The 16,194-nt window shown below is 70.0% G+C and carries 16 protein-coding genes; 6 read left to right on the forward strand and 10 right to left on the reverse strand.

The features are described 5' to 3' along the window. Positions 1-55: 55 nt before the first annotated feature. Together ACAG20_RS17765 and ACAG20_RS17770 are read right to left on the reverse strand one after the other, a co-directional pair. Entirely contained in the window at positions 56-1,345 is a 1,290-nt protein-coding gene (locus ACAG20_RS17765; protein WP_370493519.1) for an ArsB/NhaD family transporter, read from the reverse strand. Between the two features lie 10 nt (positions 1,346-1,355). Next, a complete protein-coding gene (locus ACAG20_RS17770) occupies positions 1,356-1,799 on the reverse strand; it encodes a CBS domain-containing protein (protein WP_112687770.1) in 444 nt (147 codons plus the stop codon). A 47-nt stretch (positions 1,800-1,846) separates the two neighbouring features. Here ACAG20_RS17770 and dxs point away from each other — a divergent pair, with 47 nt between their 5' ends. Further along, a complete protein-coding gene (gene dxs, locus ACAG20_RS17775; protein WP_370493520.1) occupies positions 1,847-3,760 on the forward strand; it encodes a 1-deoxy-D-xylulose-5-phosphate synthase in 1,914 nt (637 codons plus the stop codon). Here the strand turns inward: dxs and ACAG20_RS17780 are convergent. The 3 genes from ACAG20_RS17780 to ACAG20_RS17790 all read right to left on the reverse strand — a co-directional run bounded on the left by ACAG20_RS17780 (position 3,741) and on the right by ACAG20_RS17790 (position 6,132). Next, positions 3,741-4,172: a PACE efflux transporter gene (locus ACAG20_RS17780; RefSeq protein WP_370493521.1), complete on the reverse strand. Its 432-nt coding sequence runs from the start codon at positions 4,170-4,172 to the stop codon at positions 3,741-3,743. The two genes, dxs and ACAG20_RS17780, sit on opposite strands and share 20 nt — an antisense overlap. 159 nt (positions 4,173-4,331) lie before the next feature. Next, the gene (locus ACAG20_RS17785; RefSeq protein ID WP_112687763.1) at positions 4,332-5,594 is read right to left on the reverse strand and encodes a ribonuclease D; all 1,263 of its coding nucleotides are present in this window, start codon (positions 5,592-5,594) and stop codon (positions 4,332-4,334) included. A gap of 1 nt (position 5,595) precedes the next feature. After that, on the reverse strand, positions 5,596-6,132 hold the full coding sequence (locus ACAG20_RS17790; RefSeq protein WP_234825719.1) for a DUF3000 domain-containing protein: 537 nt from the start codon (positions 6,130-6,132) through the stop codon (positions 5,596-5,598). Positions 6,133-6,524: 392 nt separating this feature from the next. Between ACAG20_RS17790 and hemE the strand changes: the two genes are divergently transcribed. The 4 genes from hemE to ACAG20_RS17810 are packed head-to-tail and all read left to right on the forward strand — an operon-like array spanning position 6,525 to position 10,403. Beyond that, the gene (gene hemE / locus ACAG20_RS17795; RefSeq protein WP_370493522.1) at positions 6,525-7,574 is read left to right on the forward strand and encodes a uroporphyrinogen decarboxylase; all 1,050 of its coding nucleotides are present in this window, start codon (positions 6,525-6,527) and stop codon (positions 7,572-7,574) included. Then, on the forward strand, positions 7,571-8,932 hold the full coding sequence (locus tag ACAG20_RS17800) for a protoporphyrinogen oxidase (protein WP_370493523.1): 1,362 nt from the start codon (positions 7,571-7,573) through the stop codon (positions 8,930-8,932). The genes hemE and ACAG20_RS17800 overlap by 4 nt, the downstream gene beginning before the upstream one ends. 29 nt (positions 8,933-8,961) lie before the next feature. Further along, the gene (gene hemQ / locus ACAG20_RS17805) at positions 8,962-9,663 is read left to right on the forward strand and encodes a hydrogen peroxide-dependent heme synthase (RefSeq protein WP_370493524.1); all 702 of its coding nucleotides are present in this window, start codon (positions 8,962-8,964) and stop codon (positions 9,661-9,663) included. Then, positions 9,660-10,403, forward strand: coding sequence for a class I SAM-dependent methyltransferase (locus ACAG20_RS17810; RefSeq protein WP_370493525.1), 744 nt, complete (start codon positions 9,660-9,662; stop codon positions 10,401-10,403). Before hemQ ends, ACAG20_RS17810 begins: the two co-directional genes overlap by 4 nt. Before the next feature lie 94 nt (positions 10,404-10,497). On the opposite strand, the gene msrB is transcribed toward ACAG20_RS17810, so the two are convergent. Genes msrB through ACAG20_RS17830 form a run of 4 tightly spaced genes read right to left on the reverse strand, consistent with a single transcriptional unit; the run spans position 10,498 to position 14,572 of the window. Beyond that, positions 10,498-10,905: a peptide-methionine (R)-S-oxide reductase MsrB gene (msrB, locus tag ACAG20_RS17815; RefSeq protein ID WP_112687007.1), complete on the reverse strand. Its 408-nt coding sequence runs from the start codon at positions 10,903-10,905 to the stop codon at positions 10,498-10,500. Next, the gene (aftC, locus tag ACAG20_RS17820; RefSeq protein WP_370493526.1) at positions 10,902-12,212 is read right to left on the reverse strand and encodes an arabinofuranan 3-O-arabinosyltransferase; all 1,311 of its coding nucleotides are present in this window, start codon (positions 12,210-12,212) and stop codon (positions 10,902-10,904) included. The genes msrB and aftC overlap by 4 nt, the downstream gene beginning before the upstream one ends. Before the next feature lie 10 nt (positions 12,213-12,222). Beyond that, positions 12,223-13,779: an alpha/beta hydrolase gene (locus ACAG20_RS17825; RefSeq protein ID WP_370493527.1), complete on the reverse strand. Its 1,557-nt coding sequence runs from the start codon at positions 13,777-13,779 to the stop codon at positions 12,223-12,225. Between the two features lie 10 nt (positions 13,780-13,789). Next, positions 13,790-14,572, reverse strand: a complete 783-nt coding sequence (locus tag ACAG20_RS17830) for a pyrimidine reductase family protein (RefSeq protein WP_112687013.1) — start codon at positions 14,570-14,572, stop codon at positions 13,790-13,792. Between ACAG20_RS17830 and zapE the strand changes: the two genes are divergently transcribed. Beyond that, positions 14,571-15,650, forward strand: coding sequence for a cell division protein ZapE (gene zapE, locus ACAG20_RS17835; protein ID WP_370493528.1), 1,080 nt, complete (start codon positions 14,571-14,573; stop codon positions 15,648-15,650). The genes ACAG20_RS17830 and zapE overlap by 2 nt on opposite strands. Position 15,651: 1 nt before the next feature. Here the strand turns inward: zapE and ACAG20_RS17840 are convergent, their stop codons facing one another. Further along, positions 15,652-16,185: a hypothetical protein gene (locus tag ACAG20_RS17840; protein WP_370493573.1), complete on the reverse strand. Its 534-nt coding sequence runs from the start codon at positions 16,183-16,185 to the stop codon at positions 15,652-15,654. Between the last annotated feature and the right edge of the window lie 9 nt (positions 16,186-16,194).

Consider the following 16,194-nt stretch of genomic DNA (forward strand, 5'->3'; position numbering starts at 1 on the left):
ACCCCTAAATCCTGGTTTTTTTGGGGGCTTTCGCGTCTGTTCGCGCCGGACAAAATCAGCCGAATACGAAGTAGCGCAACCACAGATACAGCGCGGACAGTGCGACCGAGACCGCGGTGACCACGATGCCCTTGCGGGTGAACTCCCAGAACGAGATGGGATGGCCGGCGCGACGGGCGATTCCGAGCATCACCACGTTGGCGCTGGCGCCGACCGCGGTCAGGTTCCCGCCGAAGTCGGCGCCGAGCGCCAGCGCCCACCACAGCGCATCCGGGTGCAGGTCATTGGGCAGCGTGGTGCTCAGCTCGGCCACGATCGGCGTCATGGTTGCGACGTAGGGGATGTTGTCGATGATCCCGGACACCGGCGCGGACACCCCCAAGATGCCCATCGTGGTCAGCAGCGCGTTGCCCCCGGTGAGGTCGGTTGCCGCGTTGGCCAGGGTGGCGATCGCGCCGGTGTCCACCAGGGCGCCGACCATCACGAACAACCCGGCGAAGAACAGCAGGGTCTCCCATTCGACGCCGGAGAGATAGTCCGAACGCTCCAGCCTGGAGATCACGATCAGCGCCCCGGCTCCGAGCAACGCCACCACCGACGGTTCCAGGTGCAGCGCGCCATGCCCCAAGAACCCGGTGAACACCGCGGCCAGCACCACGCCGCACTTGATCAGCAGGCTGCGGTCGCGGATCGCCTCACGTTCCTCCAGGGCCATCACGTCGGCGACGCGGTCGGCCTCGACGGTGAACGATCCGGGAAACAGCCAGCGCAGCATGATGACGAACACCACCATCACGATGAGCACGATCGGAGCCAGATGGATCAGAAACGCGTTGAACGTCAACCCAGCCCGGCTCGCGATGATGATGTTCGGCGGATCGCCCACCAGGGTGGCGGCGCCGCCGATGTTGGAGGCGAACACCTCGGCGATCAGAAACGGTGCGGCGCCGATCTCGAGGCGATCGCAGACCAGCAGGGTGACCGGGGCGATCAACAACACGGTGGTGACGTTGTCCAGCAGCGCCGAGGCCACCGCCGTCACCAGCACCAGCAGGATCATGATCCGCAGCGGGGACCCGTTGGCGCGTTTGGCGGCCCAGATCGCGATGTACTCGAACACCCCGGTCTGGCGCAGCACGCTGACGATGATCATCATCCCCAGCAGCAGGAAGATGACGTCCCAGTCGATCCCGGTCGTGTGCGAGTAGAAGATGTCATGGGAGCTGATCACCGGTAGGACGACGACGGCCGCCGCTCCGGCCAATGCCACCAGGGCTTTGTTGACGCGGTCAGCGGCGATGAATGCGTAGGCGATCACAAAGACCGCTACCGCGAAATAGGCCATCCGGGGAGGATCAGGCTTTCAGCGCCGTGGCCAGCAAACGCGACGCGGTGATCACGCCGTGCAGTTTACCGTCCTTGACGACGGCGACCAGCGGGGTGCGCAGCCGGGCCATGGTCGAAGCGACTTCGATGAGGGTGTGGGCGGGCCCGGCGGTCGGCAGCTCGGGCAGGTGTTCGGGCAGCACGTCGCGCACCGTCTTGCCGCGCAGCTTCTCGGCGGCACGATCGGCCACGCTCTCGCTGAGCACGCCGGCCAGCGACGGGTCGTCCTGGACGTAGCCCGGCACGATGAAACGCACCACCTGGGAGGCCGGCAGCACCGCGTGCGGCTTGCCGTCCTCGTCGGCGACCACGATGCCGGGCAGCCGGTGCTCGGCCAGTAACCGGGCCGCGTCCAGGGCGTCGGAGTCGATGGCCACCACCGGGAATTCCTCAGCGATCTCCTCGGCCTGCATAGGACGACCATACGGGTGGTGCCGGTCGCCATGCGTAGACTAGCCGGATGCTTGAAGGGATCCGCGGCCCCGCCGATCTGCAGCACCTCTCGCAGGCGCAGTTGACCGCTCTGGCGGCGGAGATCCGGGAATTCCTGATCCACAAGGTCGCCGCGACCGGGGGACACCTGGGCCCCAATCTGGGTGTGGTGGAGCTGACGCTGGCGCTGCATCGGGTCTTCGACTCCCCGCACGACCCGATCATCTTCGACACCGGCCACCAGGCCTACGTGCACAAGATGCTCACCGGCCGCAGCCCCGACTTTCACAGCCTGCGCCGCAAGGGCGGGCTGTCGGGGTACCCGTCGCGCGCCGAGAGCGAGCACGACTGGGTGGAGTCCAGCCACGCCAGCGCGGCGCTGTCCTACGCCGACGGACTGGCCAAGGCCTTCGAGCTGACCGGCCACCGCAACCGGCACGTGGTGGCCGTCGTCGGCGACGGCGCCCTGACCGGCGGCATGTGCTGGGAGGCGTTGAACAACATCGCCGCCGGTAACCGGCCGGTGGTGATCGTGGTCAACGACAACGGCCGCAGCTACGCGCCCACCATCGGCGGTTTCGCCGACCACCTGGCCGCGTTGCGGCTGCAGCCCGCCTACGAACGGCTGCTCGAGCGCGGCCGCGCCGCGGTGCGCGGGGTGCCGGTCGTCGGCGAGATCGGTTACCAGGTGATCCACAGCTTCAAGGCGGGCCTCAAGGATGCGCTGGCCCCGCAGGCGCTCTTCACCGATCTGGGCCTGAAATACCTGGGCCCGATCGACGGGCACGACGAGGCCGCGGTGGAGTCCGCGCTGCGCCGTGCGCGGGGCTTCGGCGCGCCGGTGATCGTGCACGTGGTGACCCGCAAGGGCAAGGGTTACGGGCCGGCCGAGGACGACGAGGCCGAGCAGATGCATGCCTGCGGCGTGATCGACCCGCTGACCGGGTCTGCGACCGAGACCGCCGGCCGCGGCTGGACGGCGGTGTTCTCCGATGCACTCATCGAGTACGGCGCCAAGCGCCGCGACGTCGTCGCGATCACCGCCGCCATGCCCGGCCCCACCGGGCTGACCCCGTTCGGCCAGCGGTTCCCGGACCGCATGTTCGACGTCGGGATTGCCGAACAGCATGCGCTCACCTCGGCGGCCGGGCTGGCGATGGGCGGGCTGCACCCGGTGGTGGCGGTCTATTCGACCTTCCTCAACCGCGCCTTCGACCAGCTGCTGATGGATGTCGCGCTGCATAAGCTGCCGGTCACCGTGGTGCTCGACCGAGCCGGGATCACCGGTCCCGACGGCGCCAGCCACAACGGCATGTGGGATCTGTCGATCCTGGGCATCGTTCCGGGCATACGGGTGGCCGCACCGCGCGACGGTGTCCGGCTGCGCGAGGAACTCGGGGAGGCGCTGGACATCCATGACGGACCCAGCGCGGTTCGGTTCCCGAAAGGGGATGTGGGCGAAGACGTCCCGGCGATCGAGCGACGGTCCGGGGTGGATCTGCTGGCGCTGCCGGCCGACGGGCTGCCCGCCGACGTGCTGCTGGTCGCGGTCGGCGCGTTCGCGCCCATGGCGCTGGCGGTGGCCGACCGGCTGCACAACCAGGGCATCGGCGTGACGGTGGTCGATCCCCGCTGGGTGCTGCCGGTTCCCGCGGTGATCATCGAGATGGCCGGCGCCCATAGGCTGGTGGTCACCTGCGAGGACAACGGCGTCGCCGGTGGTGTCGGCTCGGCGGTGTCGGCCGCGCTGCGGCACGCCGAGATCGACGTGCCCTGCCGTGACGTCGGGTTGCCGCAGCGTTTCTACGACCACGCCTCCCGCGGTGAGCTGCTGGCCGAGGTGGGCCTGACCGCCCAGGACGTGGCCCGCCAGATCACCGGCTGGGTGGCGGCGATGAGCAGTAGCAACTGCGTCGAAGAGGTCAGCGAGCGGCTGGATTAGGGCGTGGCCCGGTGGGCGGCCACACCTTGTCGAACACCCAGGTGAATACGAACGTGTAGACCAGGAAGAACACCAGCAGGCCGGCCTCGAGAGCGAACGCCTGCGGCAGCGACACCTGCAGGATCCAGGCGACTATCGGCAACAAGAACACGACCAGTCCGCCTTCGAAACCGATGGCGTGCGCCACCCGGCGCCGCAGCGTGCGGGCCCGGGAGCGCTGCCGCCGCTCCCACGCCTCGAACATGGTGTTCCAGAGGTAGTTCCACAGCACCGCGACGGTCGATGCCGTCACGGCCATGACACCGGAACTGCCGCCGCCGAATCCCAGGACGACAAAACCCAGGGCGGTGAGCACGATGGCGACGATCTCGTAGCTGATGACGTAGCTGACCCGGCGAACAACTGGTGACACGAGGTGCTCCAAGGAAAATCGACCATGGGAAGTCCTCGAAGGTTCGCGTCCATGGTGGTCGTGGCGTGAGAAGCGATGGCCGATCGACGAATACGGCTGACGCTTCCAGCAGTCTAGCAACACGTCGACCGCGCCGCCGGGCGCAGCAAGCCGGCCGCGCTAGCCGCCGGCGACCGTAGCCCCGAGGGCCTGGGCGAGCAGCGGCACCGTCAACTGCCGCTGCCAGGGCCGGGCGCCGCCGGTGTTGAGGAACTCCTCGATCGCGGCCGTGGGATCCGGTGTCGCCGCATTCCAGTCCCAACACAGTCGGCGCAGCAGGTCGGGGGAGAGCAGGTTCTCGGTGGGCACGTTCACCTGCTCGGACAGTTGCCCGAGCGCGGCGCGGGCCGCCTCCAGTCGCGTGGCCGCCTCGGGTTTGCGCCGCGACCAGCGCGAGGGTGGCGGTGGGCCGCTCGGGGGTTCGGCGGAGTCCGGCGGTTCCGGGTTGTCGCGAGCGGCAGCCAGCGCTTCCAGCCAGGTCGCCGCGCTGCGGCGCTGCTTGGGTCCGCCGAATACCGGCAGCGCGAGCAATTCGTCGACGGTGGTGGGATCGGCGACGGCTGCGGCGATGATCGCCGCATCGGGCAGGATGCGCCCAGGCGCGATATCGCGGCGCTCGGCGATCCGGTCGCGCACCGTCCACAGTTCACGAACGGCGGCCAGCCCGCGCCGGTCGCGCACCTTGTGGATGCCCGAGGTGCGCCGCCAGCGGTCCCGGCGCGTCGAGGTGGTGAAGTCGGTGCTCCGCAGATGATTGAATTCCTGTGCCGCCCAATCGCTTTTACCCTGACCGGACAGCACCTCGGCGATGGCTTCACGCAGTTCGATGAGGACCTCGACGTCCAGCGCCGCGTAGTTGAGCCACTCGGCGGGCAGCGGACGCTTCGACCAGTCGGCGGCGCCGTGGCCCTTGGCCAGGCCCAGACCCAACAGCCGCTGCACCATCGCCGCCAGGTTGACCCGGTCGAAGCCGGCCAGCCGGCCGGCCAGTTCGGTGTCATAGAGCGCCTTCGGCCACATGCCGACCTCGGCCAGACAGGCCAGATCCTGATCGGCGGCGTGCAGAATCCACTCGTCGTCGTCGAGCACCTCGGCGACCGGGCGCAGCAGGACCGCCGGATCCGAGCCGGCCCCGACCGGGTCGATCAGCACGGTGCCGGCACCGGCGCGCCGGATCTGGATCAGGTAGGCGCGGTTGGAGTAGCGAAAGCCCGACGCGCGTTCGGCGTCCACCGCGAACGGACCGTGGCCGCCGGCCAGCTTCTCGGCGGCGGCGCCGATCTGCCGGGTGGTGACCGACACCTCCGGTACGCCGCCGGCGGGATACGGCAGCGGCGTCGGTTCGGGCGCTTCGGTGGCCGGTTCGGTGGTCTGTCCGGTCATCTCAGACGCGGGTTCGCGAGCTCAGGTCGGTGATCCCGACCGGCGGCAGGCCTGCGGCATGTTCGAGGACCTCGCAGAACGCCTGAACGTGCGTGCCCAGCTCCGGAGTGGTGGCGGTCCAGGACGCTCGCAACTCCAGCTGGTGTCCGCGGGGCGGACCGGAGATGTCGCCGTAGCGCACCGATGTGGTCGCGGTGACGGTGCCGCCCAGCGCGGTCATGTGTTCGGTGCGCGAGGCCAGCGCTTCGACCAGCCAACTCCAGGCGACTTCCGGCAGCAGCGGGTCGATCGCCTCCTGCGGGTCCAGGTCGGCCTGGATGAAGGCCACCAGGCGCATGGTGCCGTCCCAGGCGTCGGTGCCGTCCGGGTCGTAGAGCAGGATCAGCCGGCCGAACGCATCGCCGTCGGAGTCCTGCGGGACGAAATCGGCTTCGGGATGTTTGACCTCGGCACCCAGCGCATAGCTGTAAGGCGCCAGCCGCTGGGGTGGCCGGATCGGGCCGAGCTCGATCTCGGACCGGACCGTTGCGGCGTGCATGGTCGCCACCGCTTCGCGGAAGGGGGCAGGCTCGGCTGATGTCACGGGTGCCGCTCCTTAACTGATCGCTCTGCCCCGCGCCGCCAGCGGCCGGCCCCCGGGTGCTGTTGCGCACCGCCGCGACGCGGGTCGCCGAATCTCACGCTAACCCCCGACGCCGGCCGGCGCAGAAAGGCGCGCCGAATCACCGGCGGTTCGGCGAGGCTCGGTGGAGTCGGCCCCCGGGCCGGCGGAGGCGAGGGGAAGCCGGGACCGCCGCGCCAAACACCGGCGGTTCGGCGAGGCTCGGTGGAGTCGGCCCCCGGGCCGGCGGAGGCGAGGGGAAGCCGGGACCGCCGCGTCAAACACGGGCCGTTCCCGCGCCGTAACCGGTCGTGGCAGCATTGAGGCCGATGAGTGCCCGTCGAGAACTGCCCGATTCGCCCTACCTGGCCGCCGCTGCGGGCCGGCAACCCGCCCGGGTGCCGGTCTGGTTCATGCGGCAGGCCGGCCGGTCGCTGCCGGAATACCGAGTGTTGCGCGCCCAGCACCGCATGCTGGAGGCCTGCTTCGACCCCGAGCTGGTCTGCGAGATCACGCTGCAGCCGGTCCGCCGCCACGGCGTGGACGCGGCGATCCTGTTCTCCGACATCGTGGTGCCGCTGCGCGGGGCCGGGGTGGATCTGGACATCGTGCCCGACGTCGGGCCGGTGATCGCCGAGCCGCTGCGCAGCGCGGCCGATGTCGCTGCGCTGCGGCCGCTGGAACCGCAAAGCGTGACCGCCGTCGCCGAGGCGGTGTCGCTGCTGGTGGACGCGCTGGGCGACGTGCCACTGATCGGTTTCGCCGGAGCGCCGTTCACACTGGCGTCCTACCTGGTCGAGGGCGGGCCCAGCCGGAACCACGCGCGGACCAAGATGATGATGCTGGCCGAACCGGACACCTGGCATCAGCTGATGACCAGGCTCACCGACCTGACCATCGCGTTCCTGACGGTGCAGCTCGACCACGGCGTGGACGCCATCCAGCTGTTCGACTCCTGGGCTGGCACGTTGAGCCTGGCCGACTACCGCAAATTCGTGTTGCCGCACAGCGCCCGGGTGTTCGCCGCGCTGGCCGACGCCGGCGTGCCGATGACGCACTTCGGGGTGCAGACCGCCGAGCTGTTGGGCGCCATGGCCGAAGCCGGAGCCACCGTGGTGGGAGTCGACTGGCGGACTCGGCTGACCGATGCCGCCGCCCGGGTCGGAGCCGGCGTCGCCCTGCAGGGCAATCTGGACCCGGCGGTGGTGCTGGCGGGCTGGCCGGTGGCGGAGCGCGCGGCCCGCGCCGTCGTCGCGGACGGTCGCGCCGCGGTGGCCGCCGGCGCGTCCGGGCATGTGTTCAACCTCGGGCACGGCGTGCTGCCGGAATCGGACCCCGGTGTGCTCACCGACCTGGTGGAGCTGGTCCACTCGTTGTGACGTCGACCTACTGCGTCGTCGGGGGCGGGATTTCCGGTCTGGCCGCCGCCTACCGGCTGCGCGCGACGCTCGGTGACGCGGCGACCATCACCGTCTTCGACCCGGCCGACCGGCTCGGCGGGGTGCTGCGCACCGAGACGCTGGGCGGTATCGGCGTCGACGTGGGGGCCGAAGCGTTCGTGGCTCGCCGTCCCGAGGTGCCCGCCCTGCTGTCCGAGCTGGGCCTGGCAGATCGGGAGCGCACCACCACCGGGGTCCGCCCGCTGCTGTACCGCGGTCGGCGGTTGCATCCGCTTCCGACGGGCACGCTCAGCGGGATTCCATCGTCGCCGGGGGCGATGGCCGGGCTGGTGGACGAGAAGACCATCGCCCGCATCGCCGGCGAACCCAACCGCCAGCTGAGCTTCGAGCCTGGCAGCGACCCGGCACTGGGGGCCCTGGTCGGCGACCGCTTCGGCGAGCAGGTGGTGGCCGCCTCGGTCGATCCGCTGATCGGCGGGGTGTATGCCGGGTCGGCGGCAACGGTCGGGTTGCGCGCGGCGGTGCCAGGCCTGGCCGCCGCGCTGGACGCCGGCGCGCCCAGCCTCACCGCGGCGGTGGCACAGGCGTTGCCGAGGGCTACCGGCACGCCGGTGTTCGGCGCCATCGCCGGTGGCTATCAGGTGCTGATCGACGCGCTGGTGCGCCGCAGCGGGCTGCGCTGGGTGCAGGCGGCGGTCACGCAGATCGACCCGGTGGCCAACGGCTGGCTGTTGCGGGATGCCGCCGGCGGCTTCCACCGTGCCGACCGGGTGGTGATGGCCGTGCCGGCCCAGACGCTGGCACGGCTGGCAACCGGATTCGCGCCCCGCACCGCGGCGGCGGCCAGCGGCATCGTCAGCGCGTCGTCGGTGGTGGTGGCGCTGGCGGTACCCACCGGCGCGGCGTTCCCGGACAACTCCGGGGTGCTGGTCGCGACCGGGGAGCGATTGCACGCCAAGGCGCTCACCCTGACCTCACGCAAGTGGGGGAACTGGGGCTATGGCGGCAAGGTCGAACTGCTGCGACTGTCGTTCGGCCGGTTCGGCGACGCCCGCACCCATGCCACCGAGGCTGAGTTGGTGGGGTGGGCCATGCAGGATCTGGAGACCCTGTTCGGGGTCATGGTGGACCCGGTCGAGGTCCGGGTGCAGCGCTGGCCTGCGGCGATGCCGCAGTACCGTCCCGGGCACGCGGCCCTGGTCGGCGACCTGCGCGCCGGGCTGCCGCCGACGGTGGCGGTCGCGGGCAACTACCTCGACGGGATCGGTGTGCCGGCCTGCATCGCGGCGGCCGATCGCGCGGTGGCGGCAGTGATCAGCGCCACCCCGGCCCCCTAGCGGCGGCGTGTCGTGGCAGCATGTGGGGCATGGCGCACCTCGATTACGACAAGCTGAATTCCACCATCCGCTACGTGATGTTCTCGGTGTTCTCGGTTCGTTCCGGGGCCCTCGACGAGGGATCCGCCAGTCGCGACGAGGTCGCCGACCAGGCCGCCACCTTCCTGAAACAGCAGGAGGAGCGCGGTGTGGTGATCCGCGGCGTCTACGACGTGGCCGGCCTGCGCGCGGATGCGGACTTCATGATCTGGTCGCACGCCGAGCGGGTGGAGGACCTGCAGGCCACCTACGCCGGCTTCCGGCGCACTGCGCTGGGCCGGTCCTGCACGCCGGTGTGGAGCAACGTGGGGCTGCACCGGCCCGCCGAGTTCAACAAGAGTCACGTCCCGGCGTTCATCGCCGGTGAGCCGGCCGGCGCCTACATCTGCGTCTACCCGTTCGTGCGTTCGCACGAGTGGTATGTGCTGCCCGAGGAGGACCGCCGCCGGATGCTGGCGGAGCACGGCATGGCGGCCCGGCCCTACAAGGACGTTCGCGCCAACACCGTGCCGGCCTTCGCGCTCGGCGACTACGAGTGGATTCTGGCGTTCGAGGCGCCCGAACTCGACCTGATCGTCGACCTGATGCGCGACCTGCGCAACACCGAGGCTCGGCTGCACGCCCGCGAGGAGACCCCCTTCTTCACCGGTCCCCGGGTCGACGTCGAGCAGTTGGTGGCCGCCCTGCCGTGACCGGCGCATCCGGCCCGCCGGCCGGCGATGCCGAACGCTTCGAAGAGATCTACCGCGCCGCGGCGGGGTCGCCCGCCGCCACCCCATGGGACATCGGTGGCGCCCAGCCGGTGGTGCGGCGGCTGGTCGCACTGGGCGCGATCAAAGGTGCGGTTCTCGACCCGGGGACCGGCCCGGGCCACCATGCCGTCCACTTCGCCGAACACGGCTTCGCGGCGACCGGCATCGACGTGTCGGAGACGGCGATCGAGCGGGCCCGCGCCAACGCCCGGGCGGCGGGCGTCTCGGTCGACTTTCAAGTGGGCGACGCCAAGACCCTCGACGGTTTCACCGACTGCTTCGACACCGTCGTCGACGCCGCTTTCTACAACACGTTCGGCGGCCCGGCCCAGCACGACTACCTGCGGGCGCTGCACCGGGCGACCAGGCCCGGCGCCCGGCTCTACCTGATCGCGGCCGCCGACTACAACATCAACGGGTTCTTCATGCCGCCGGCGATGTCGGTCGACGAGCTGCGCGCAGGGCTGCCGGCCGGCGGCTGGCAGATCAGCTACCTGGGGCCCACCAGCTATCTGGTCAACGTCAACGCGGCGAGGTTCGCCGCCCAGGCCGAGCAGAGTCCGGCCGTGCCGCCCCGGATCGGGGAGATCGCGCGGCGACTGGCGGTCATCGAACCGCTGCTGGACGGCCAGCTGGCGCACGCGCCGTTCTGGGAAGTCCACGCCACGCGTATCGACTAGCTTTCGCCGCGGCCGTGGGCGCCTCCCACTCGCCGAGCCTGTAGTCAGCGTGGAAAAGTGCGAGTGGCGACCTCGGTAACTACAGCCTCGGCGCTCAGGGGGCCGGAATCAGCCGCAGGCAAATGCTATTGATGCAGTAACGCTGGTCGGTCGGAGTGGGATAGCCCTCGCCTTCGAACACATGCCCCAGGTGGCTGTGGCAGGACGCGCACAACACCTCGGTTCGCCGCATCCCCAGCGAGTCATCCGGGCGCAGGATCACCGCCTCGGAATCGGCCGGGTCGAAGAACGACGGCCAGCCGCAATGCGAGTGGAATTTCGCTGTGCTGCGGAACAATTCGGCACCGCACGCCCGGCACTCGTAGACCCCTTCGGTGGTGGTGTCGGTGTATTCGCCGGTGTTCGGCGGTTCGGTACCGGCACGACGCAGCACCGCGAACTCTTCGGGGGTCAGCTTCGCCCGCCACTCGTCGTCGGTGAGGGAAACCTTGGGAGACGTCATGGCTCCACGGTAGCTCGCGCCCGCTCGTTCGCCAGCCATGCCGGATCGATCCCGTCGTCCAGGCGGTCTTGTTCACGGGCGTCGAGGTAGCGGTAGCACAGCACCGCGCACACCACGATCAGCAACAGTGACCAACCGTAGGTGATCTTGAGGTAGTCCAGCGGGCGCCCGACGTTCATCCACCGGAAGATCAGCCATTTGTCCAACGTCATGAACCCGTAGACCCCCAGCCACGCCGGCCAGTTGCGCAGCACCGAGTTCGGCAGCACCACCGTCATCAGGAACGGGAACAGCACGATCGAGTAGTAGCCCTGGCCCAATGACAGCACCAGGAAGGACGCGGTAAGCAGCACACCGGAGGAGGTCAGCATCCAGAACCGCGGGTCACGGGTGCGGTAGTAGCGATACAGCAGCCACAGGCTGACCGCCGCGAGCACGGTGAACAACACGCGCAGGAACAGGATCAGCCCCGGTGGCAGGCCGAAGAACACGCCATTGCCCAGGATCGAGGAGTTGAAGTAGTCGCGGGTGCCCATGATGTAGGGCACCGTCTGGGTGAAGTAACTGGTGGGATCGCTGGACAGCGGAAACGCGACCGCGTTGAACGCCGCCGGCACCGCGACGGCGCCCACGAACGGCCGCCACTGCCGGCTCAGCAGCGGCAGCAGCAGCAGTGGCGCCAGCACCGGCTTGACCACCAGGGTCAGCCCGATCGCGACACCGGCCCACCACTGCCGGCTGGGTCTGCCGTCGAGCAGCCAGCGCAAGAACAGCACCTCCGCCAGCAGGATCACACCGTTGATGTTGGTGAACACCAGTGTGCTGGAAACACTTTCGGTGAGAAACATCGCCGCCAGCAGCGCGGGAGCCGCCACCGAGGTCAGCCCGAAGCCGAACATCCGCAGCAGCAGGTAGGCGGCGATCAGGATCGCGACGGTGTTGGTGGCGATGAAGGTGTAGCGCGACAAGGTCTCCGGCAGGTAGCCGAACGGCGACATCAGCAGCGTGCCGCCGGGGGAGTAGAGATAGTGCGGGTCGACGTAGTCGAAGTGCTCGTTGTAGATGTCCAGGCCGTGCCGGAAGTTCAGCACCGCCCGGTACACCGGCTTGAAGTCGTCGGTGATGTTGCCGTTGAGCGGCAGCACCACCGAGCGGTGAATCAGCGACATGATGGCCAGCGGCCACAGCACCGACCGCAGCACGGTCGCGGTGCTCGGCGCCGTGGTGGGTGGCCGAAACGCTGTCAGCAGGGCGGTGCGCGCCCGGTTCGTAAGGGAGTCGGCTGCCGTCACCAGCGCACCGTACACCGAAGCGGGGTCAGGCCGGGCAGTAGACGTCGGTCTCGGGCAGCTCGCCGGTGTCGAGGTAGCCGACCAACGGAGGCACGGTGCACGCCGAGTACACCGTCGCCCCGTGCCCGATGCCCTGCCACATCACCCGCTTGCTGGCGGCGCCGGCGTTGATGACGGCCGCTGCGGTGGCCGCCACGCCGTCCTCGCCGACGATCGGGTCGTTCTGCACGCCCAGCAGCAGCGCATCGATCTTGAGTTCCTTGGGCTGCTCGGGGGTGGTGCTGGTGGGCCAACTCAGGCACTGCGCCATGTCGAGGGCGCCGACGGCGCCGAACTGTGGGTACTCCTTACCCCAGGCGACGACCAGTTCGCGGACGCGGTCCGGGGTGGGCCGGTTGAGCGCGTCGGCGCAGGAATTGATGAAGTGGCCGTCGCTGCCGACGGTGCCCTGCGCCCGGTTGATCAGGTTGTTCAGCAGGTTGACGTCGCCGTCGCGCGCCGCGGCCAGCGCCCGGGCCAGTTCGTTGGTGGTGTTGACGCGATCACCGGTGGGGTAGCCCAGCGCGGTGACGATGGCATGGGTCACCGCGGCCACCGAGGCGCCGCCGGGGCCGTGCCCGGACCGGGCGGAGTCCAGCACCGCGTCCACGGCGCCTTTCGGGTCCGGGGCCAGCGCGCAGTCCACCGCGACGCACTGCGAGGCGAACGCGTCGAAGGCCGCCTGCTGGCCCTTGACCCGCTGCTCGGCGGCGGCCTCGGCGGCCACACCGAGCGGGATGGGGGAGTCCAGTGCCAGCCGGGCCACCTTGCCCGGATGCGAGCCGGCGTAGGCCAGGGCGACCTGGGCGCCGTTGCCGATGCCCAGCAGTGCCAGCGCCGGCACGTCCCAGATGCTGCGCAGCCGCTCCAGGTCGGTGGCGGCGTGGGTGTTGTCGTAGGAGGATTCGCCCGGTGAGATGGAGTCGGTGCAGTCGGTGGTCGCCGCCATCGCCACGGTGCCCAGATTGGCCACCGGATCGTCGCCGGGGGTGAACTGAGCCAGGTTCCACATCTCGTCGCGCTGGCTGCGCTCGCGGCAGTCCACCGGGCTCGACATCCCGGTGCCGCGCCGGTCCACCGCGACGATCGGATGGCCGTTGAGCACGTCGGCGCCGCCACGTGCCAGCCAGACCGGTAGCTGCAGTGATGACGGCAGGTCCCAGCCGGTGGTGAAGACGACCGGTCCGGCATCGGCCGGCGTCTGCACCGACCGGGCCCGCACCACGCCGATACTGATCGCCGAGGAGCCGCCGCCGAGCGGGTCGACGTCGGCGTCGTAGCTCGCGCAGTCCAACCGCACGCCGGGTGTGGCGGGCACCGCGGCGTCCCCGAACACCCTGGCGGTGCAGTCATGCCAGGGCAGATCGTTCTTGGGCACCGCGACAGGCGGTGGCCCGGGCTTGTCGGAGGTGGACTCGGGTTGCCCCTGCGGGCCGGCGCCGGAGTCGGTGGCGAAGCGCGGGTTGGCGGCCAGTCCGGGAGCGCAACCGGTTAGCAGGGTGGCCGTCGCGAGTGCGATCGCGATCCTGGAGTGCCGACGCATGCCGGCCAGCTTATAGGCGCGCGCCTTTGACGTAGCGGCCGTAGAGGTAGCCGGATTCGTCGACCAGCAGATGCGCACAACGCATCGGGGTCGCCACCTCGCCGGGGCCGGTGGCGATGCGCCGGGCCAGTCCCCCGACGAGGTACGGGGCGACGGTCAGGCACAGTTCGTCGAGCAGATCGCGTTCGACGAACGAACCCAGCAGGGTCGGGCCGCCCTCGGTGAGCACCCGATGGTGTCCACGGGCGGCCAGCGCGGCCAGCACCGCGGCCTCGTCGACCCGGTCGCGGTCGCGGTCTGAACAGTTCAGCACCTCCGCGCGGCCGTCGAGTCGCCGCCGGGTGGCCTCGGCCGCCGACGCGCTGGTCAGCACCAGCGGTGGCAGTTCGGTGTCGGTGAAGACGCGAGCGTCCCGATCCAGTTGCCCCGACCGGCTCACGATCGCCAGCCCGGGCACCTCGGACTGTCCGCGGTCGCGGCGGCGCAGGCGCTCGGTGACGTTGAGGCGGGCGCCACCGTAGTTCTCGACCCGGACGGTGCCCGCGCCGACCAGCACGACGTCGGCGAGCGCTCGCAGCAGCATGAACACGGCCCGATCGCCCGGGCTTCCCAACCCGCCGGACTTGCCGGCCATCGTGGCACCGCCGTCGATGCTGCCGATGAAGTTGGCCCGCAGCCAGCTGCGCGAGCCATCGGTTTCGGGGTAGGCATACAGCCGGGCCAGTTCGGCGTCGTCGACGGGTTGTGTCGAGTCCAGCCGGGTGAAACCGGGGTCTGCGCTGAGGTCGGACATGGCCACGATTGCACCATGTGGCTACAGTTCCTGCGTGCCCAATCCCGACGTCGAGGCGAGCGCTCGCCTGGTGGACCGGCATCCGGCCGTCTCACCGGAGCGGTTGATCGCGCAGCTCACGCCGCCGCCGACGTTCGCCGAGGCCAGCTTCGCCAGCTACCGGCCGGACCCGGCCGAACCGACCCAGGCGGCGGCCGTGGCGGCCTGCCGGGCGTTCTGCACGCAGGCGGTGGAGCGACGGGCCGGGCGGCGCAGGCTGCTCGGCAAGCGCGAGGTGCTGCCGGGTGTCGGGTTGTACCTCGACGGCGGGTTCGGGGTCGGCAAAACCCACCTGCTGGCGTCGGTCTACCGCCAGGTCGCCGAGAGCGCCCACGGGACGCAACCGCATCGGACGGCGTTCGCGACGTTCATGGAACTCACCCAACTCGCCGGTGTGTTCGGGTTCACCGAATGCATCGAGTTGCTCGGCGGCTACACGGTGGTCTGCATCGACGAATTCGAACTCGACGACCCGGGCAACACCACCTTGGTGTCGCGGCTGCTGTCGGAACTGGTGGCAAAGGGGGTGTCGGTTGCAGCCACGTCGAACACGCTGCCCGAGCAACTCGGCGAGGGACGCTTCGCCGTTCAGGATTTTCTACGTGAAATCAGCGCGTTGGCAAGCATTTTCACCCCGGTGCGGGTCGACGGTCCGGACTACCGGCATCGGGACCTGCCGCCGGCGCCCGAACCGCCGTCGGCGCGGCAGGTCGCGCAGCGCGCCGCCGCCCTACCGGGTTCGACCCTCGACGACTTCGACGCGCTGTGCGCGCACCTGGCCACCATGCACCCGTCGCGGTATCTGACGCTGATCGAAGGAGTCACGGGCGTCTTCCTCACCGGTGCGCATCCCATCGAGGATCAGAACGTGGCGCTGCGACTGGTGGCGCTGACCGACCGGCTCTATGACGCCGGTATCCCGGTGGTGGCCGCCGGAGCGAAGCTGGACGGCATCTTCAGCGCCGAGATGCTGGCGGGGGGTTACCGAAAGAAGTACTTGCGGGCCACATCTCGGCTGCTGGCGTTGAGCGCCGGCTGACTCACAGATTCCACTGCGCCAGCCGCAGGCCGGTGTTGCGGGAGAGCATCACCACATGGGTGACCAAGCCGCGGTAGACATCCCAGTAAACCCCGCCGGTGACCGTGGAGCCCTCCGGCGCGTTGGTCAGCACCGCATCCAGCGCGGTGGGGTCGTCGGTGTGCTTGGACACGTAGGCGTCACCGCCCGGGGTGACACCGCTGAAGGTGGTCGAGGCCGCCATGATGTAGCTGTTGGGCACCGAGATGGGGTGGATCGTGAGGTTCGCCCGCCACGGACCGCCCTGGGCGCGCCACCGCGGCGACCCGTTCTGGCCCCAGCCGGGCGGGATCTCGCTGGGCACCACGTCGTGCAGGGTCACGTCCGCGATGATTTTGCCGAAGGCCTCATCCTGGTACTGGATCCGCAGCGTGTCGCCGAGCCGGCCGATCGGGGCTTCCGGAGTCAGGGTGGGCGTGGCGTTCCCGGCCGCCGGCACCAGCAGGGCCAACGTGGTGACTAGCGAGGTGACGACGGCCAGAATCCAGCGATGCATCATGTCCTT

It is taken from the genome of Mycobacterium sp. pW045 (genome assembly GCF_041287085.1).
Classification (GTDB): domain Bacteria; phylum Actinomycetota; class Actinomycetes; order Mycobacteriales; family Mycobacteriaceae; genus Mycobacterium; species Mycobacterium algericum_A.